The 19,115-nt window shown below is 57.7% G+C and carries 19 protein-coding genes; 8 read left to right on the forward strand and 11 right to left on the reverse strand.

All coding sequences use genetic code 11. The features are described 5' to 3' along the window. Positions 1 to 302: 302 nt before the first annotated feature. From M7439_RS10420 to M7439_RS10445, 7 genes are all read right to left on the reverse strand, one after another. A complete protein-coding gene (locus M7439_RS10420) occupies positions 303 to 545 on the reverse strand; it encodes a hypothetical protein (protein WP_298343910.1) in 243 nt (80 codons plus the stop codon). A gap of 4 nt (positions 546 to 549) precedes the next feature. Continuing rightward, positions 550 to 1,005, reverse strand: a complete 456-nt coding sequence (locus tag M7439_RS10425) for a hypothetical protein (RefSeq protein WP_298343914.1) — start codon at positions 1,003 to 1,005, stop codon at positions 550 to 552. Then, positions 1,002 to 1,865: an RNA-guided endonuclease TnpB family protein gene (locus tag M7439_RS13120; protein WP_366525206.1), complete on the reverse strand. Its 864-nt coding sequence runs from the start codon at positions 1,863 to 1,865 to the stop codon at positions 1,002 to 1,004. Before M7439_RS13120 ends, M7439_RS10425 begins: the two co-directional genes overlap by 4 nt. Beyond that, a complete protein-coding gene (locus tag M7439_RS10430) occupies positions 1,856 to 2,329 on the reverse strand; it encodes a hypothetical protein (RefSeq protein WP_298342579.1) in 474 nt (157 codons plus the stop codon). Before M7439_RS10430 ends, M7439_RS13120 begins: the two co-directional genes overlap by 10 nt. A 61-nt stretch (positions 2,330 to 2,390) precedes the next feature. Then, positions 2,391 to 3,257 (reverse strand): metallophosphoesterase, encoded by an 867-nt coding sequence (locus M7439_RS10435; protein WP_298342582.1) that lies wholly within the window; start codon positions 3,255 to 3,257, stop codon positions 2,391 to 2,393. Beyond that, entirely contained in the window at positions 3,254 to 4,702 is a 1,449-nt protein-coding gene (locus M7439_RS10440) for an amidase (protein ID WP_298349231.1), read from the reverse strand. Before M7439_RS10440 ends, M7439_RS10435 begins: the two co-directional genes overlap by 4 nt. A gap of 481 nt (positions 4,703 to 5,183) precedes the next feature. Further along, on the reverse strand, positions 5,184 to 5,960 hold the full coding sequence (locus M7439_RS10445; RefSeq protein WP_298342586.1) for a tyrosine-protein phosphatase: 777 nt from the start codon (positions 5,958 to 5,960) through the stop codon (positions 5,184 to 5,186). 184 nt (positions 5,961 to 6,144) lie between these two features. On the opposite strand from M7439_RS10445, the gene M7439_RS10450 reads away from it, so the two are divergent. After that, a complete protein-coding gene (locus M7439_RS10450; protein ID WP_298342589.1) occupies positions 6,145 to 7,359 on the forward strand; it encodes a M20 family metallopeptidase in 1,215 nt (404 codons plus the stop codon). Between the two features lie 62 nt (positions 7,360 to 7,421). On the opposite strand, the gene M7439_RS10455 is transcribed toward M7439_RS10450, so the two are convergent. After that, a complete protein-coding gene (locus M7439_RS10455) occupies positions 7,422 to 8,192 on the reverse strand; it encodes an SDR family NAD(P)-dependent oxidoreductase (RefSeq protein ID WP_298342592.1) in 771 nt (256 codons plus the stop codon). 125 nt (positions 8,193 to 8,317) lie between these two features. Here M7439_RS10455 and M7439_RS10460 point away from each other — a divergent pair, with 125 nt between their 5' ends. The 7 genes from M7439_RS10460 to M7439_RS10490 all read left to right on the forward strand — a co-directional run bounded on the left by M7439_RS10460 (position 8,318) and on the right by M7439_RS10490 (position 15,896). Beyond that, positions 8,318 to 9,061, forward strand: a complete 744-nt coding sequence (locus M7439_RS10460; protein ID WP_298342597.1) for a maleylpyruvate isomerase family mycothiol-dependent enzyme — start codon at positions 8,318 to 8,320, stop codon at positions 9,059 to 9,061. Positions 9,062 to 9,503: 442 nt separating this feature from the next. Beyond that, on the forward strand, positions 9,504 to 11,204 hold the full coding sequence (locus M7439_RS10465; protein ID WP_298342600.1) for an ABC transporter substrate-binding protein: 1,701 nt from the start codon (positions 9,504 to 9,506) through the stop codon (positions 11,202 to 11,204). A gap of 154 nt (positions 11,205 to 11,358) precedes the next feature. Next, positions 11,359 to 12,291, forward strand: coding sequence for an ABC transporter permease (locus tag M7439_RS10470; RefSeq protein WP_374045754.1), 933 nt, complete (start codon positions 11,359 to 11,361; stop codon positions 12,289 to 12,291). Then, the gene (locus M7439_RS10475) at positions 12,288 to 13,190 is read left to right on the forward strand and encodes an ABC transporter permease (RefSeq protein ID WP_298342606.1); all 903 of its coding nucleotides are present in this window, start codon (positions 12,288 to 12,290) and stop codon (positions 13,188 to 13,190) included. The genes M7439_RS10470 and M7439_RS10475 overlap by 4 nt, the downstream gene beginning before the upstream one ends. Then, positions 13,187 to 14,146, forward strand: a complete 960-nt coding sequence (locus M7439_RS10480) for an ABC transporter ATP-binding protein (protein WP_298342609.1) — start codon at positions 13,187 to 13,189, stop codon at positions 14,144 to 14,146. The genes M7439_RS10475 and M7439_RS10480 overlap by 4 nt, the downstream gene beginning before the upstream one ends. Beyond that, complete coding sequence (locus M7439_RS10485) at positions 14,147 to 14,929, forward strand: ABC transporter ATP-binding protein (RefSeq protein WP_298342612.1); 783 nt, start codon at positions 14,147 to 14,149, stop codon at positions 14,927 to 14,929. Between the two features lie 43 nt (positions 14,930 to 14,972). Continuing rightward, a complete protein-coding gene (locus M7439_RS10490) occupies positions 14,973 to 15,896 on the forward strand; it encodes an oxidoreductase (RefSeq protein WP_298342617.1) in 924 nt (307 codons plus the stop codon). A 67-nt stretch (positions 15,897 to 15,963) separates the two neighbouring features. Here M7439_RS10490 and M7439_RS10495 read toward each other — a convergent pair whose 3' ends face one another. From M7439_RS10495 to M7439_RS10505, 3 genes are all read right to left on the reverse strand, one after another. Next, a complete protein-coding gene (locus M7439_RS10495) occupies positions 15,964 to 16,422 on the reverse strand; it encodes a Fur family transcriptional regulator (RefSeq protein ID WP_298342620.1) in 459 nt (152 codons plus the stop codon). Positions 16,423 to 16,840: 418 nt separating this feature from the next. Then, entirely contained in the window at positions 16,841 to 17,287 is a 447-nt protein-coding gene (locus tag M7439_RS10500) for a nitroreductase family deazaflavin-dependent oxidoreductase (RefSeq protein WP_298342623.1), read from the reverse strand. A 1,238-nt stretch (positions 17,288 to 18,525) separates the two neighbouring features. After that, entirely contained in the window at positions 18,526 to 19,047 is a 522-nt protein-coding gene (locus M7439_RS10505; protein ID WP_298342625.1) for a hypothetical protein, read from the reverse strand. Positions 19,048 to 19,115 lie beyond the last annotated feature (68 nt).

The following is a 19,115-nucleotide window of genomic DNA, read 5'->3' on the forward strand; positions in this document are numbered from 1 at the left end:
GGGGAAACATCGCTGCACTAGGACGGCATATTTGTTCACTTTGCCTTCTGTAGAAACTGAGAAATCACAGAAGACCAGAGCTGTGTCGACGTCCCAGACGATGACATTGCCACGGACGGAGCAATCGAATACGTGATTCGCCAGCCAGCGGCCGTGCTCCTCGATAACCGATGGTATGCGCCAGCGGAACACGAAGTCCGCTACTCTCTGCCCGCAGACGACCAGGGAACGCACCGGTTGACAACTCATCGCGTTCTCTCCAACACGAGTGGCTCGTGCTGCTCATTGCGGACAGCGAAAACCTAGACGTGGGCCACCGCCCAGATCAGCTCGGCACCCACGAGTACGCACACAACAGACATCAACACAAACTGCTTGCGCGACATGCATCGATCAGTATCCAGAGCCCCGCGTGGGCGGAGATATCTCTTCCAGCCTGTATGTTCATCCAGCCATGGAATCCGCGCAGCTAAAGAAACAACAAACGTGATCAAGACCAGCACGTCGATACCGATATCCAACCACAACACTTGATAGGGCTTCATCTCTTCACATCTCCTCTTGGGGCGATTCAGTAGCGACACCTAACCCAAAACGTGCGGCCGTCACCGAACGGCTCGGCCATACGAAGTCACGCGGCAGCAGCTCGAACGCTGAGGCCGTCGCACCAACGGTTGGCCCCGCGAGATCCCCATGTTCGGACCCATCCAACGCAGCGAGAACCATCAACGCACCACTACGGAACGCAAGCAGTTCAACCATGCCATTGACATGGCAAGCCTGCATAGATCGTTGCAATCCATCAATGCCATCCGATTTCAAGCTGTCCCCAAGCAATGGCCACACGCTCCGACGGTTGCGATCGGCTGCACCACAGTATCGGCAGAGGACCTCACCGCAGCCAGCCGTAGACGAGGGAGTCCAGGGCTGAGGGCTACGATCGCACCCTGGCCATACCCCGTTTCGTACCGTTGCACCTGAGTGATTAATAGTGAGTTCACTCATGATGATGCACCTTTTACAAGGTTCTCATGCTCACTTGTCCAAGAGTTGTTCTTGCCTCTCCGAGTACGGCCAGCATTGTTACTGGTCTTACGCGCTCTCTCCAGGTGATGAGTCATCCCATCATCTGAACTGTCGCCTGTACCCGATAAGGGCCTGGGAACGAACAGGGCACTGGCCTCAACTAGACCAGGACTGGTAACCGACCAGTCACGGATATTGAGCCCAGCATTGTCATCGCGATCCACCTCAACGTGACACACCTCACAAGTGAGCCTCTTGGTGAGCTTTGCACCCATGAGTCTGCCTGAGCAGTCATGGTGGATTTGCGATGAAGGGAAGAAGCGATCAACGACGACTACCGTTACTCCGGCTCGTTTGGCCTTGTAGGTGAGTGTTGGTCGAAAGCCTCCGAGTCCGGCATCAGATACCGAACGTCGAAAGGCTCGTCTTCCCATGCTCTGCCTCATGGCGGCGAGATTCAGATCTTCAATATGTACCTCGCCGTAGTTATCCACCAAATAACGAGTTAGCTGGTGGACACTTTCACGACGGATGTATACGGACTTGCGGTCTAGCTTGGCGAGCTTGGCTTTCGCTCGCCTGTATCCGTTTGAACCGGGTATCCGTCGTGAAAGAGCGCGCCCAACCCTACGACGCTCGGTACGCGTCGTACGTAGTGGTGCTGGGTTGGGAAAGACTTCTATATTGCCGTCACTGTCGGCTATCGTTGCTAGCGACCTCAGTCCGAGATCCCTAGGGCCTTGCATCAACGGCCATCTCCGTCCAGGTTGCATCGATCGCGAAAGTTGTCCCACCCGCCCGGTCGTCGTGGCGAGACAGCCTCTCCGATTCAATTCCATCCAATCGACAACGACTGCGGCGCTCCTTGCGCATCACCACCACGACGCAGCACAAGAATCCGTTCAATCGACGCGAAGATCCGACGATACCGGACAGAGGCGACGATCTCCGCGACGAGAATGGCAATCCCCATGACGTTGATCACCACAAAGGCACCCGCAAGGAACAACAGGCTACTGACGACAACTGTCGTGACTATGGCATTGCACAGCCTGATCACGCGGAGGTGCGTTTGCTGCGCCATCAGGTAGGCGGTGGGGAGGCCCTCTCCGCTGTCAAGGCTGGTGCCATGGAGGCGATCACTCTCGCACAACCGCGTCCTCCAAGGCGCTCGTTCTGTCTCGCGATACGAGACCCACACTCGATATCCCACCGTCCGGCGCCACAGTAGCTCGATCGCGAACCGCCCCAGCACCAATGCGGTAACGGGCAACCAAATAAGGAATTCAATCAGCAGTACCATCAACACACCATATCGCCAACAAAGTGCTGTTGTCCGCAAGTCTGACGCTCACGTCATCCATCTAGCTGACAGACGGGGAGAGCGGGATGATCAGAGGCTCGTTGCCACACCAGAGGTGATAGTCAAGCGGGTCGCAATCGCCAAGCATCTCTTGGGGCCAGAAGGCCCGAGGCCCTCCTCCAGGGAGGGAGCGCACCTCAAGGTTGGGTCCCTTGACATCGAGGATCCAACCAGCGCTCGCCCCAGGGCCAAGCCCGCCCGCGGAGAGCTGCACCAGCTCACCGCCAAGGGTGGTCACGGTTTGGGCATGGACGTGACCGCAGAGGTAGGCCCGCACCAGTGGTTGTGCCAACAATAGGTTGAGCAGTCGGTCACGCACGCCGTCGATGTAGCCCTCATAACCAAAAGTCGCTAGCACTCCGAGGTCTTTGGTCGCAACGAGAGGATAGTGACCCAACACGAGTGCCGGACCATCAAGATCGTCGAGTGCCGCGGAGAGTTGTTCAAGAGCACCGTCGGGATCACCCTCTCGTAACGCGATGGCCAACAGTGTGAGGGGACCCTCTTGGACGATGACAAGTGGCTCTTGATCGAAGGTGGATGCAAAGTTCGTTCGCTTCCAAGGAACCGCTTCATAAGTCTCCATGATGGGATAGGCGCTGCCACGCACCGTGTTCGCCGATAGATCATGATTTCCAGGGATCGCGAGGTACGCAAGACCAAGCCCATCGAGCCATCGACGGACTCCCATGAGTTGACTTCGATCAAAACATCCGTAGCTGGTGAGGTCACCGGTAACGACGAGGAGATCCGGATCAGTCGCCTGTAGCAGGGGGATCGACCGGTCAAGAATCTGACGAATGCCTGGTTTGAAACGCTCGGGCGCGAGTTCGAAGTGCAGATCCGAGACATGCACAATCCGTGTCATGCCGGTGGGCCCTCAAGCGCGATCGTCGGCCAGCGTCCTGCCCACGGCATGGCCTGTTCCAACCAAGATCCAATCCGTATGAGCAGATCCTCATGCCCATAGGCCGCCACCAACTGGATGCCGATCGGGAGGGGGTCTTCACCAGGGCTCATCGCAAGCGGCAACGAGATCGTCGGTTGACCCGAGACGTTGAACTGACCGGTGAAGCCGAGAAACTCAAGCTGGCGGTCAAGACCAAGCTTCGGATCGCTGAGGTAACCCAGCTTGGGTGGCAAACGAGGAGCGACAGGGGTGAGGAGAAGGTCATAGCCATCGATCTCAAAGAACTTGGCGACTCGTCGGCCATAGGACTGCAGCCAATCCACCGACTCGACGTACCGATATGCTGGCAGCTGACGTCCAAGTTCCACGAAGACTCGGTTATCGGATTCGATCTCGTCAAGATCGACAGAGCGACCCAGCATCCGTTCGAGAGAACGAAACTGTTGTGCAATCGAGCCCTTCACAACATCGACAAATCGGGGCTGGAACTCCTCCTCCCCTAAGGCCTCCGGCCACGCCTCTTCAACCATATGGCCGTGTTGCCCGAGCAGATCTGCAACGGCGCGAACGGCCTCCGTGACACGGGGATCAGTCTGTGCCGCACGCAGAAGCGAGTGGTCGAGTACCCCAATGCGCAGGCGTCTGACCGGTTGGTTCACCTCTTCGATGAGTGGCTGTGCGAAGGCCGGGGCCGTATAGGGATCGCCACTACGATACCCAGCCATCACATCGAGCACTGCGGCCGCATCTCGAATCGAACGGGTCAAGGCTCCATCGATCGTCGAACCCGCCCAGCCATCACCGGCCAATGGGCCCTTCGAGACACGACCTCTCGAGGGTTTCAAGCCGACCAATCCGCAATAACTTGCCGGAAAGCGGATTGATCCACCTCCATCGCTCGCTTGACCAACCGGTGCCATGCCGCTCGCTACCGCTGCAGCGGATCCACCGGAGGATCCACCGGAGGAGTACTCCAGATTCCAGGGATTTCTGGTGGCACCAGTGGAGACCGGCTCCGTGGTGATATTGGTGCCGAACTCCGGTGCATTTGTTCTACCGATGACGATGAAGCCTGCGTCGCACAGTGCCTGAACGTAGTAACTCGTCACCGGGGCTCGATAGTCAGCATTGCGTAGTACCGCAGAGCCGAGCCAGAACGGTTCGCCCTCTTGGGCTGCACCCAGGTCCTTAAGCAACAGGGGGACGCCTGCAAAGGAGCCGCTGCGGTTGCGTCGGGCTTCTTCTCGCGCCTGCTCAAAGCGATCGACGATGACCGCATTGAGGATGGGGTTGAACATCTCGATACGGCTGATCGCAGCGTCAGTCACCTCAAGTGAACTCACCTGCTTTGATCGGATCAGCTCCGCGAGACCAGTCGCGTCATATCGCCAAAGTTCATCCATACCTGATCGTCCCCTCTCATCTTTTTCGAGATGGACCGATCTTCGGTCCCTCCCACCAAAAGCAACACTAGCAGTGATGGCAAATCCGCGTCCAAAGGTCATCTCTCCTGCCCTCTTCCGCTCCGCTTGCCTCCCTGCGATGAGTCACCGCGAGGATCAAGCCTGGATATGCAGTGCGCATGCATCTCCACAAAGAGCAACTCCCTGCACTCTGTTGTCTGTCAACCCCTGAACCGCCTCTGTCAACATTGACTTCCACCAACGCGAGGCAACCTGTGGCCCACTAGAAAGACACCGATCTAGTTGGCTGGCCGCGAACATCCCCTACTGGTAGGATCGTATGGCTCGCGCCTCATTTTGAGGCCCGGAGATAGTGGTTGTCAACTGGTTTGATTCAGGTCCCTTCTCCGCAAACTCCTCCTTTTGCAATATCAATGATTCTGTTTGCTCGGTTCTTTGACAGATACGACAGGCAGGACCGCTACGAGACGACGAGGTCGGCTCGTAGTCGGCCGATGATCTCGGACGATAAGCCAGCGCCCTCAAGATAGGACTGTGCGGAGCCAAACGTCATCTTCAGCCAATCCAGAGTCGCTGCCATCGTCTCCGGATCGGCAGCCAATGCTGGGGAGTCCGCCGTCAGCTCACCTTCGCGAGAGATGCCTAACTCCTCGCCGGCTAAGGCCAAGAAGGCATCCCGGACGAGAGTGGTCTTAGCGTAATCAGCCACAATGACCTCATCAGTTACGCCAAGGACCGATAACAGCAGCGCCGTCAACACCCCTGTCCTATCCTTACCGGCATAACAGTGGAAAAGCGCAGGTCGCTGTAGCGGATCCGCCAGGAAACGTAGCGCACTGGCCAACTCGTAGGGACTCTCGAGAAGATACCGTCGGTACAGTTCACCAAGCGACTGCGATCCCGAACCAGGATCTGCCAACGTTGGGCGCAGTGGCGCATGCATCGTGATCGCCACGACCTGACCAATGGGCCCACTACCAAAACGGATGAGCTCCTCATCACGTCGTAGATCAATCCGGGTACGGATACCCGCGGCTCGGAGTCGCTCGACGTCGCTGCGGGTGAGGCGATGCGGTGAGTCTCCACGAAAGATCTCCCTCGATCGAATCACACCATCTCGTCCTACTGGATAGCCTCCAAGGTCGCGAACGTTGGCCGCACCGTCAAGTGGTATCCATCGTTGCTCTTCAATCATCCGCTGACCATCTCTCGTATTCGCAATCTTGAAGGTATCCATACATCCAGCCTGATGGCCAAAGGTTGCCACCAGGTGAATCGGAGCTTGCAAGAGCATTACCGATAACAAAAGCTTGTGCACCCCATGACCATTGAGCACTTGAGCTGGTTCTCGAGCAACACAGACCCGCAATAGACTGGACCGCACAAAGGGGCAGTACAAATAGGCAATACAAAGGGAGCAGATGAGCGCACCATCATCGAACGAACTACTTGGTTATCTCGACACACAGGGTCTCATCGACTTCACCCAACGCCTCGTTCGTATCCCAAGCGTGAATGATCCAGCAACCGGATCAACCGAGATGGGCGCAGCCCACGCGGTGATCGAGTTGGCCGAGGGGTTCGGTTGGACTCCGATCGTCGATGAGGTACGGCAAGGTCGACCAAACGTGATCATTCAACTCCGTGGCTCCACCCCTGGACCCCACCTCATCTTTGAGGGCCATACCGACGTCGTCTCGGAGGGTTCTCGTGATCTCTGGGACTTCGACCCTTACTCCGGTGACATCGTCGATGGCCGTCTACTGGGCAGAGGCTCGGCAGACATGAAGGGCGGGCTTGCGGCGATGCTCTTTGCAGCCCGTGCACTCCAACTGAGCGGCGAATTGGTAGGAACACTCACGCTTGCAGCGCTCATCGATGAGGAGGAGTTGATGCTCGGGGTCAAGGACTTCGTCGCCAAGGGCTACTGCAATGAAGCCATCGGGGCAATCGTCTGTGAACCTGAGGCCGGTGAAATCTGTATCACCCAGAAGGGTGCCATCCGGCTCGAAGTGCGACTGCACGGACGAATCTCCCATGGTGCTATGCCCACCAAAGGTATCAACCCGATACCTGCACTGATGAAGGTCTTGACCTTCGCCCATGAAACCGAGATCGAACTCCAGAGAGAATATGGCGAAGATCCCCTTCTTGGAGCCATCTCCATCACTCCAACGGTTCTACAGGCTGGATCGCGAGTTCAGCTCAACGTCACCCCATCCGTCGCCATCGCCGATTTTGACCTCCGGACCACTCCTCTGGTTGATCATGCCCGGCTCATCGATGCCTTCATCGCCGAGGTTGGACGAATCGCCGAGGCTACTGGCTGTCGAGGAGAGGTCGAGGTGATCGACGATCGTCCACCGACCGACATCTCGCCCGACGCAGACCTGGTCCGTTCTCTAACGGCAGCTCACCGGAGAGTGGTTGGCGCTGAACCAACCTATGGTGGGGTTCCGGGCACGACGGATGGGACGATCCTCCACCGTGATGCGCATCTGCCAGTGGTGGTCTATGGACCGGGAGGAAAATGGATCGCGCATCAGGCCAACGAATTTGTGGAGGTCACAGAGGTGATCGCCGCGGCGAAGGTCTATCTGCTCGCCGCGAGAGAGCTACTGCACGAAGGCCCATGAATTGCTCGCCGGGTTGGACAGCAGGTAGGCCCTTCTCTTGTGCACCTACGCCTCTTGTGCACCTACGCCGGAGGTGTAAACCTCCCATCGGCGGCGAGCCAGCCTCCGTCGACAACAAGATAGGAACCAGTCACATACGAGCTTGCCTCAGAGGCGAGAAAAACCACTGCCCCAACCATCTCTGATGGTTGTGCCCAACGTCCAAGCATGGTCTTGTCACGGTAGGCCTCGTACCAGCGTTGATCGTTCTTGATCTGGGCGGTGAGCGGCGTCTCCACCACGCCCGGAGCGATCGCATTGGCCCGTACTCCTTGGGGTCCAAGCTCTGCAGCAAGTACCTTGAGCATCTGGAGGACACCAGCCTTGGTGGCCGCATAGACCCCTTGGCCAGGCTCAACGACCTGGGCCCGGATGCTCGAAAAGGCGATCATACTTCCACCACCGTTGGCCGCCATCGCGCGCCCGAAATCACGCATGACCCGAAAGTTTCCCTTGAGGTTGATTTCGATCACTCGGTCGAACTCCTCGTCACTGACCTCGGTGAGACGCTTGCGTACATTGATCGCAGGCGTCGACACGACGATGTCAGGAGTCCCGAGCGTTGACAGCACGTTCGCACTCGACCCTGCATCGGCGATATCGAAGTGAAGACCTTCAGCTCCGGGCAGATCCTTCACCACTCCTTCAACCGCGGCATCGTTGATGTCGGCACACCAAACTTGCGCGCCAAAGGCGGCCAACCCCTGCGCCGAGGCAGCTCCAATCCCACTTCCAGCGCCGATGACCAGCGCACGTTTCCCGGTGAGATCAAAGAGTCTCCTGAAGTCTTCCATCACGCCTCCTCTTCCCCGTCCTCAATCTATCGCGTCCGATCCCGGACCCGGCGCTGCCCACGCATGCGCCTCCTCCGTACCAGTGCGATACCATCTAAACTTCAGCAGAACCCCAAAGGAGCACGATGAACGCCGACCGACTACAAACCATTGATGGGCTGATGGCCAACATCGAGAGACTCGCACGGGAACTTCCTGGCAGCAACCCAATCCCAACGTGCCCCGGCTGGACCGTCGACGATCTGGTCAACCACCTTGCGATCGTGCTCTCTCGTATGCAAGTTCGGATTGAGACCAACGCTGACCCGGAGCCAAACACCATGCCTTCCGAACCGCCCATCGGCATGCCTACCTACGAGTGGCTTGCGAGGACCTATCGCGATCTGAAAGAGACCCTGCTTGCACACGACATGGATGATCCGGCCTGGAATTGGACCGGGGAGAATCAGCGGGTCAGTTGGTACCTGCGTCGGCTTGCCCACGAACTCGCCATCCACCTCGTAGATCTCGATGCGGCCTCCCCGACACCATCACGCCCTGAAGCGCTCGGCATCGATCCTCTCTTGGCCGCAGACGGACTCGATGAACTTATCACCGTCTTCTTGCCGAGCCGAGCTCGATCAGCACCCCAACTCGTCGATCCGCCTCGCCTATTGAGCTTCATCCCTACCGACGAGGTTGGAAGACCGTGGTCGATCGAACTCGACCAGCAGGGTCTACGCGCTGTCGATCCTGTGGGTTCACCAGACGCCACCGTCAAGGGAACCAGCATCGAACTCTACCTCTTTGGTTGGAACCGACCAACAACAGGCCTGTCCATCACTGGAGACACTGCCACCGTTCAAGCCTTCTCTGCAATCCCGCGCTGAGATACCGGTGTTCGTGGATGCTCATAGCGAGAGGATCCGCCACAAGACGTCCTGCGAGAACCAGGGGACCGCTTGCGGGGAACACTCGAGAGACCAGCGGTTCCAGGAGGTAATCGTCAGGTCCTGTAGGAAGCGGTTGCACCAAATCCCCAGTACGAGAGATGCGTGTGAACTCCTATGAACCCACTCATGTGATCGGTCACAACACTCACCATGCGCTCGATGACACGCCCAGCAGCATCGTCCGGCCTCGACCTTCCGATCCTCGGAGGAGCACAGGGCATCCCTCGCATCGACCCACCACCGTCACGGTCGCTGGTTGCCGAGCACTCAAGTGCCAACATGGTCGCCATGAGCGTGCTTGGGACCGCAACGACCGGACGAAATGACAAACTCACGATCACCAGAAGGCTCCACGATTCAGCGCGGGGATGGATCTCCCTTGACCACCCCTCCCATCATGGGAGAGGGCAAAGTCGGCGCCAAAACTACCCTGATCGCTGCTCGTGGTCGTTGGCTAGGCTATGGTTACATCCAACGGGGGTTCCTAACGAGAGGGGAAGAGATGGCTCGTTCGCTTCGACATCTTGCACAGACGACCGCACTGGTGGCTAGCGCCGCACTCATGCTGGCGGCGTGTGGATCCACGAGTTCAACTGCACCATCGTCGACGAACAAGAGCACTCCGCTCCAGATGCTGACCATCGGCTCCTCCAATGTCTTTCCGCCGACGCTCAACCCCACCGCCAACGCCTCACAGGCCATCGATGAGGTCATCGATTACAACGTACTCCAACACCTTGTCCAGCTTGCACCCAATGGATCGATCGTCCCGGTGTTGGCCAGCTCGTACACGGTGAGCGACGCAAACAAGGTCTACACCTTCACCATCCGCAAAGGCGTAACCTTCTCGAACGGTAATCCGCTCACACCAGCTGACGTCGTCTTCAGCATGAAACGGGTATACGCCCCTGGCTCGACCTACCCCTACGGCAAGATCTTTGACGTCTCCTCCGTAGAGCAGGTGGGTTCCGATCAGGTGCGTGTGACGCTGACGACGCCAAGTTGGAACTGGCTCTATGACTTAGCCGCCTACTCCAACGGCGTTATCCTCGACCCATCGACAGTATCGACCTTGGCAACCGATCCCATCGGGACGGGTCCCTTCAAGGTGACCGGTGAGGTCTCGAACTACTCGGTGTCGTTAGCGAGGAACAACCAATACTGGGGATACAAGCCCCATGTCTCGGGTGTGGTCTTCCGCTACTTCTCCAACGCTGACTCCTTGAATGCAGCGCTGCAAAGCGGTGAGGTAAACATGATCGACAACCTCTCTGCGCCATCGGATGCGACGCTGTTCAAATCGAATCCAAAGTATAAAGTTGTCTCCAGTCTCACCAACGGCAAGGTTCAGATGACGCTGAACAACACCTATGGACCGCTCAGCAACAAATTGGTACGCCAGGCCATCCTCTTCGCAACCGATCGCAAGGCGATCATGAATGCCGCATCGGGTGGCTACGGACTGATCGACGGCACCGATACCGTGCCCGCCGATCCGTACTACATCAACCTCGCCAGCGAATACCCCTACAACGTCACCAAGGCTAGGAAGTTGATGGCAGAGGCGGGTTATTCCAAGGGGTTTTCGCTTCAGTTGGTCCTGCCACCGTACTTCTATGCCAAGCTAGCTGCTCCGCTGCTCGTCTCTGAACTCGGTGCCATTGGCATCAAGGTCAGTGTCTCCACGATCGATTTTCCCCTCTGGATCTCCCAGGTCTTTGAGGGGGGCGACTTCCAGGCGACCATCATCGACCAGGCGGAAGGGCGAGACGTCTCCAACTATGGGACCACCGGCTACTACTGGCACTATGCCAAGACGCCTGAGATTGCCAGTGAGCTGACCGCCGCAAACGCCGCGCCCACAAAGGCACAGTGGATTGCGGGTTACCAGAAGGTGCTCAAGCAGATCACCGCCGATGCGGTCAACGATTGGCTCTACATCGCACCCTTCATCACCGTCATCGACAAAAACATCGTAGGCATCCCCACCAGCGCCTACACGGAGTCCTACAATCTCTCCTATGTTGGAATCGGTGGCACGATCCCCACTTCAGCCAAACAGCTTGGCTACCTCAGTTAACCACATGAAGCTGGGGCTGTCTGTCGCCAGAGGAAGAGGTCGATCGCGGGTCTATCGATGACAGGGGTCCACATTGCTCATCGCTGAGCTGCCAAAGGCGGGCGACGTCGCCACGCGGCGTCGGGTACACGCTCACGAACTCCGAAGGTTCCTCATACGGCGTCTCGCCACACTCCTCATCACTCTGTTTCTCGCCTCGGTGCTCGTCTTCTGGATCCTCAATATCCTGCCCGGTAAGCCTGCGCAGGTCATTCTCGGAACCCAGGCTACGCCGAGTGCCGTGGCGGCCCTCACCGCAAAATTGGGACTCAACCGCCCGCTAGTGGCGCAGTATTTTCACTGGATCCACGGACTTTTGACGTTGCACTTAGGAGACTCCTATATCTCCTCACAACCAATCGCCCCAGTCATCGGAGCAGCCCTTGAGGTGACCGGTCCACTGATACTGGGTGGGCTCCTCGTGGGCCTCTTGATCGCCGTACCTCTTGGCATCGCCAGCGCAATTCGCCACACGAAACGCTCAGGCGTCGTACTCTCCGGGCTCGCCCAAGTTGGCATCGCAATACCAAACTTTGTACTCGGAATCCTGTTGATCATCGTGTTCGCCGTCGATCTCAAGGTGCTGCCAGCAAGTGGCTTCACCACCTGGTCTACCAGCGTAACGGGGGCGCTGCAGTCGTTGATTCTGCCAGCGATCTCGCTCGGACTCGTCGAGGGTGCGATTCTGGCGCGCTACATCCGCACCTCAGTGGTGGAGGTGTTAGGTGCCGACTTTCTTCGTACCGCTCGCGCGAAGGGGCTTCGCCCCAACCAGGCCCTCATTCGTCACGGGCTTCGCAATGCCAGCATCCCAGTGCTCACCGTCCTTGGCCTCGAACTCTCCGGGCTCATCATCGGAGCGGTCGTCATCGAAGCCGTCTTTACCCTCCCCGGCCTCGGAAGTCTCCTGCTCTCGAGTGTGGCGAATCGTGACCTCATCACCGTCCAAGACATCGTCATGCTCGTCGCAGCCACCGTCCTGGTCGTCAATCTTATCGTCGACCTGCTCTATCGGATCATCGATCCTCGCATGGGGCTACGTTCATGAACGAACGCATCACCACCGCAACGACGGGCACCGATGAGCCGTCGCCACGCCCTGGTGTGACAAAACCTTCACGCCTACGGTTACTCCTATCGAGTCCGAGCGCAACCGCGGGTGCCATCATCGTCGGCATCGCCATCATCGTCGCCATCGTCTCGATCTGGTGGACACCGTATGGTCCTCTGGCTGTGAACACAGCTGCAGAGTTTCTCCGTCCGAGTCTTGCGCATCCACTTGGTACCGATGAGTATGGCCGAGACGTACTCTCGCGGCTGATGACGGGGACGCAGATCACCCTGTTGTCGAGTCTGGGTGCGGTTGCCATCGCTCTGGTGATTGGGGTGCCGGCCGGTCTCGTCGCTGCCTTCCGGCGCGGAGCGACTGGCGAGATCATTATGCGAGGGGCCGACCTGCTCTACTCCTTTCCTGCCCTCCTGGCCGCTATCACGTTGGTGGCCGCACTCGGTGCGTCTACCCTCACAGCCACCCTGGCCATCGGGATCGCCTCGATTCCCGTCTTTGCGAGGGTCACTCGATCGACTGCACTGGGCATTCTCTCAACCGACTACGTGCTCGCTGCGCGGGCCTATGGGCGCTCGAACATCCAGATCGCCCGGCGACATGTCCTGCCAAACATCATGCCAATTCTGGTAGCGCAGATCGCGCTCCTCCTTTCGGTGACCATTTTGGCGGTTGCCGCACTCTCGTACCTAGGCCTTGGCACACCACCACCCGCCCCGACCTGGGGCGGCATGCTCGAAAGCGCGCAGAACTACCTCTATCAAGACCCACTCCTGGCCCTCTGGCCCGGTCTCGCTATCGCCGTGACGGTCTTCGGCCTCAATGCGCTTGGCGATGGGTTGCGCGATATTCTCGACCCCACCCTCAAGGGACGATCATGAGTCTGCTAGAGGTCGCCGATCTTCGGCTCTCGATCGACGACACGGAACTGCTTCGCGGCATCAGCTTCCAGATGGCGCCCGCTGAACGCCTCGGTCTCATCGGGGAGTCTGGATCAGGAAAGTCGTTAACGGCATTGACCATCATGGGTCTTCTGCCCCCGCGAGGTCGTCGCTCGGGTTCGGTACGACTAGCAGATCAGGAACTCACTGACCTCAACGAACGACGCTACTCTCGCTTGCGCGGTGATCGGATCGCTATGATCTTCCAGGAACCGATGACCAGCTTAAACCCACTGATGCGAGTCGGAAAGCAGGTCGGCGAGGTGCTCCGGATCCATCAGGGTCTTTCTCGCAAGGCGAGTATTGCCCAGGCCATCACACTCCTTGAACGGGTCGGCTTCGACACACCAGCACAGCAAGCCCGTGCCTTTCCACATCAGCTCTCAGGAGGACAGCGCCAACGGGTGATGATCGCCACCGCGATCGCTTGCAACCCTGATCTGATCTTGGCGGACGAGCCAACGACGGCCCTCGACGTAACCGTCCAGGCACAGGTTCTTAAACTCTTAGGAGAGCTGACCACAGAGCATGGGTGTGCCTTGATGCTGATCAGTCATGATCTTGCCGTTGTCGCTAGTGTCTGCGAGCGCATCCAGGTCATGTACGGCGGCGTGATCGTAGAATCGGGCCCTACCCATGAGTTGCTGCGTGCACCACAGCACCCCTACACTCGCGCCCTCTTGGCTACCTCGCGGGGGATTGAGGACCTTGACCAAGAACTATTCGGGCAACTTCCGACGATCCCAGGAGTCGTTGCAGAGGCCGGTCGATTCCCTCAGGGTTGTACCTTTCGCGGCCGATGCGAACGTGAATCGGAACGCTGTCGCTCTGCGCCGTCGGCTGAGGGCACCCAACACCAGGTACGGTGCTGGCATCCCTACGGGATAAAAAGTTAAGTGTCAAGCGCGCCCGCCACCCCATCAGCACTCTTCGCGCTTCATCAAGTCAGCCGGATCTACGGTGGAAGTCGCCGCAACGTTGTCGCTCTCGATGGCCTCAACCTAACCATCCACACGGGGGAACGTGTGGGAATCGTGGGTGAGTCCGGGTCAGGCAAAACGACACTCGCGCGGCTCCTGGTAGCTCTCGATACGCCAAGCTCCGGTGAGCTCCTCTTCATGGGTCAACCACTCCCTGCAAAAGGAGAGCCGCTGCTCAACTTCCGCCAACAGGTGCAGATCGTCTTCCAAGATCCTTTTGGTTCCCTGGATCCGCGCCTCTCTATCGGTGCTTCGATCGAGGAACCGCTGCGGGCTCTCCGTTTGGCTGGCGATCCGCACCTGCGAGTGCAAGAGCTCCTGCGGGCTGTTGGACTCACTCCCAATACCGAGACGCTCTATCCCCATCAGCTCTCCGGAGGACAGCGCCAGCGGGTCGCCATCGCGCGGGCTCTCGCTCCACGACCATCGGTGCTCATCGCCGACGAAGCTGTCTCGGCCCTCGACGTCTCGGTTCGAGCTCAAGTTCTTAATCTCATCGCCAACCTCGTTGCTGAGCTCGGTTTGACGCTGGTATTCATCTCCCATGACCTAGCGGTCATTCGCCACATCTGTTCACGAGTAGTCGTCCTCTATCGGGGAAAACTGGTCGAAGAGAATACCACCGAGATGCTCTTCACACACCCACAGCACCCATATACCCGAGAGTTACTGGCGTCAATACCGCGATTGCCCGAATGATCGCACCTGCCTGGGATGCTCGAAGGCAGTAGACTGCCCAACAGTGTCGTATCTCCCCTTCAACAGTGCCACGTCTCCCAAGGTGGCACTCGTCACTGGTGCCAACGGTGGCTTAGGTCGGTGGTGTAGCCTTGGACTTGCCCAGCGCGGCTCCGTGGTGATCCTCGGCTGCCGGAGTGCTCAACGCGGACAAGCAGCTATCGATTGGATTCACCAACGAGTACCAGCGGCTCATCTCGAACTACTCACGATGGACCTAGCGAACCTTTCGTCAGTTCAAGAGGCGGCGCAGGAGCTCGCCGAACGTCACGACGTCCTTGACGTCCTCGTCAACAACGCAGGGGTCATGATGCTGCCTAGAGCGATGACGGTGGATGGATTTGAGCAACAGTTTGGAATCAACTACCTTGCCCACTACGCCCTGACTGCCCAACTGTTCGAGCGGCTGCTGGCAAGCGAGACCCCAAGGGTCGTCTCGGTCGCGAGTTTGGTAGCGAATCATGGGAGCGTTCAGCTCGACGATCTCCAAGGACTCACCCATTATGGGCGCTCTCGCGCCTATGCCCAGTCCAAGCTCGCCAACCTGCTCTTTGGCAAGGAGCTCGCACGCAGGGCAGCGGCAAAGGGTCTCTCGCTCACCAGCGTGATCGCTCATCCCGGTTTTGCTAACACTGGCCTCCAACGACGGACCGGCCGGGCCAATCTTGGTCGAGTGGGCGAGGTCGCTATGATCGGCGCCAATCTCCTCTTTGCACAGTCTGCCGAACGAGGCGCCATACCTCTCATTCGAGCGGCGACTGACTTCACTCTTGACAATGGGACCTATCTCGGACCCGATGGATTGAAAGAACTCTGGGGCAGAAAAGCGGCCCCTGCTCACGTACCAAAAGCCGCGCTCGATGAGGAGCTCGCACGCGAACTCTGGGAGATCTCCGCCACCCTCTCTGGCGTCAGTTTCCCACTCTAGCAGACCTGTACAGCTCGACTACGAAGCCGTAGTTTACACAACGGAAATTGGCAGGGCTAATCGCCCGTCACTCGTGATCCTGGATTCCAAGTACGAGCTGACACTCTGGGCAAATGCCTTTGAAGACGATATCCATTCCAGTAAGTATGAAGCCGAAACGTTCAGCGTCAGGGAGTTCAACACCATCATCACCGCTTGGGTGCACGTCCTTAAAGGTTTGGCAATGGACACACAACAGATGATGATGCGCCACCGCAACATTTGGGTCATAGCGTTTTACCCCATCGTCAGCCAAGAGTACGCGGACCTCGCCCATGCTGACAAGTTCACGTAGGGTGTTGTAAACGGTAGCCTGACTGATCTCCTCGAGCCGCTCGCGCGCAAGACTGTAGATCTCTTCAGCGCTCATATGGACATGGTCGCCTTGGAGCGCCTCTGCCACCACACGACGCTGGGCACTGAGTCGCCAACCCCGACTGCGCAGGCGATCAATTAACTGTTCAGGGTTTGCTACAGCCGACTCCATGCCTCCAGTATAGAGACTTGTCGAAAAACAGAAGTTCTGCCGTACTTCTAGTTTTAGAATCGTTCTAAACCCACCCCGGAACCCGCTCGTGAACTCATTGCCTTTCACAACGTTGTGCCGGACAAAAACTGACCGCCAATCCTCCGATAGAACCCATCTCGCCAATCATCAACGTGGCCGTCGTCGGTAGCATACGGATCTCATGTCCAAAGAGCAAGACTATAGCTGAGCCTGCTCAGTCGCGGTTCGGCTGTTGGGGAGTACGCCTTTGAAAGGCGTGCCGGAAACGTGTTGGAAGGAGACCGAACCGATGTGCGAGGATGATAGATCCGCGAACTACAACCGGACGATCGGCCCCTCCACCCTGGCAATGCATTCCTCTGCGTGATCTTTGCAACCCTGCGATCTTTGCAGCGTCCTAGCTCTTGGCGGTCGCCACAAAGACAGGAATGTGGCGGGTCGTCTTGGTCTGATATTCCGCATAGGGCGGGAAGGCGGCAACCGCACGCTCCCACCACAACACCCGCTCCTGACCCTCAACCTGGCGAACCGTCGCATCCATGAGAAGCTCCCTATCATGGATGGTTACTTTGTTGGGATGGGCGATGAGATTGTAGAACCAGAACGGATGTTCAGGTGCGCCGCCCTTTGAGGCGACAAGTGCATACTCGCCTTCATGCTCCACCCTCATGAGCGGCGTTTTGCGCAACTTACCGGTCTTTGCCCCTAGGGTCCAGAGAATAATCACTGGGAGTCCGGTATCGGCTAGTGTCCCGCCTTCACGCCCATTCGTGCGCTCATAACGTTCTACTTGATCGCGAACCCACTCTTGGGTACTCGGCTCGTACTCACCTAACAGCGCCATATCGCCAGTTTAGGAGATGGACCGCAAAAGGTCACCATCATCGATCGCTCTCGAGCCAGGAAACTTGACGATCTTGCCCTCACGAAGGTCCTGCCTCTTTCAACATCCGATCACCCTCCCACAAGTTTTGCAAAGACTCGACCTCGGATTTGTAACTTGACCAAACAGCAGCGTCGTCTCGCATCTGTCCTCGTTGTTTCTGTCAATCAGAGGTGTGTCGTGTACGAGGGGCCGTCCATTGTCAATTTGACCCTGGAGAATGGAGTACACGGTAGTGTGGTTATTCTTTCATGACTAGCCGACTGTCCTGATTGCACATTCCATAGCCCTGAAATGGTACTTCCCGTAAGAATTTGGAACGAGTTTCCAAAATCTCCGGGGATAGTGGACAGCGTAGCTCATGAGGGTGCCTCGAGATCGTTGCAAGAGCAAGCATCTCCCCATCAACACATACCGGTCGAGACACGTATTAGGTGAACTAGGTGCGAGTGGCCTTTCAACGGCCCTCTCTGAAGCGATTCCGCATCCTCCGAGATGATCACCGGAGAGGCAATTGGCATCTTGCGATGATCGCGCAAAAAGTAGACGACTTGACCTGGCACTTGTAGCTTGGGTACGTAGACGCATCGCTAGATCCGGTCGAGACACTGAACGATCGAGAATCACATGGTTATCGAGGAGATCATGCACGTTTGCAATGTCGCCCACATTCGACCTTTACCAGGGTAAGGTCAGTTCTTGGTGAGTTTCGCAAACGTGGATGGGGCAATTTCGCAAACAGCCCTTGGTGGAGACGAGGGGACTCGAACCCCTGACCTCCTGCGTGCAAATCAGGGATACCCTGTCTTAGGGTGTCTTATGCAGTCTAACCGGGTGTATGCAAACTACCGTAACGCCAAGATATGAGCCGTTCTCCCAGTTCAAAGGTGATGACACCTTAGGGGCCACGGTAGGGGCCATGGAGCTTGATTTAGGTCATCGTCCATGGTTGAAAAGGTATAGGGGCCAGCGTAGGGGCCACGGTAAGGGCCACGGATTCTATGCAACGACTTGTAAACTCCCTGTTTAACGCACTGATTAGCTCGTCATCGAACCCGACCGAACTACACGTAGGGGCCACGGAGCTACTGTCGTAGGAGCTACGCAATTGTTTGCAGTTATGCGTATGATCGCCAGAGCTAAGCTCCCCCCAGCTCATGGCCTATATTGTGGTGTGAGGGTCGAGAGTCTTTCTGTTGTCAGTCCTGTGACGTTGGCGGCAAGCCAAGCTCAGAGCGCACTATGTTCGCGTCGTTGTTAGTGACCGAGGCCGCTTGCTCTAGCTGAGTAACCCACGATGAAAGACTAAAGACGTTAGCGCTTGTCACTGAGTTCAGTACTCCATCCATCGAACTAGCCGCGGTCGTCAGGTTGTGGAGCGCTGTCGCCGCCTTGGGGTACTTGACCGCAAGTGCATTCAACTCGTTCTCGCCTTTGGTAAGCGCTGAGTTAACAGGTGCGAGGGCCGCCGTAACCGTGCTTGTCGGCGTACTGTTCGTCCAACCGTTCGCCTGCTTGCCGAGTGCGGTGAGCGCCGAGTTCATCGGACCTATTGCAGCGGTGTAGACCTTGGCCGCCTGTGCCTCAGTCATCGCAACGGGTGCCGCGCTTGGGGTCGTTGTCTTCTTTGTTGTTGTCGTCGTAGCGCTTGATTTCGCAGCCGTTGATCCGCACGCTGCGAGCACAAGCGCACTCGCCCCGATCATCAACAGTTTTCTCATTGTTTCCATCCTTCCCAGAGCGAGCAGACCCGCTCGACCGTCTCCAAGCATACTCTCAGGTGCCCGGG

This window comes from Ferrimicrobium sp. (assembly GCF_027319265.1).
Classification (GTDB): domain Bacteria; phylum Actinomycetota; class Acidimicrobiia; order Acidimicrobiales; family Acidimicrobiaceae; genus Ferrimicrobium.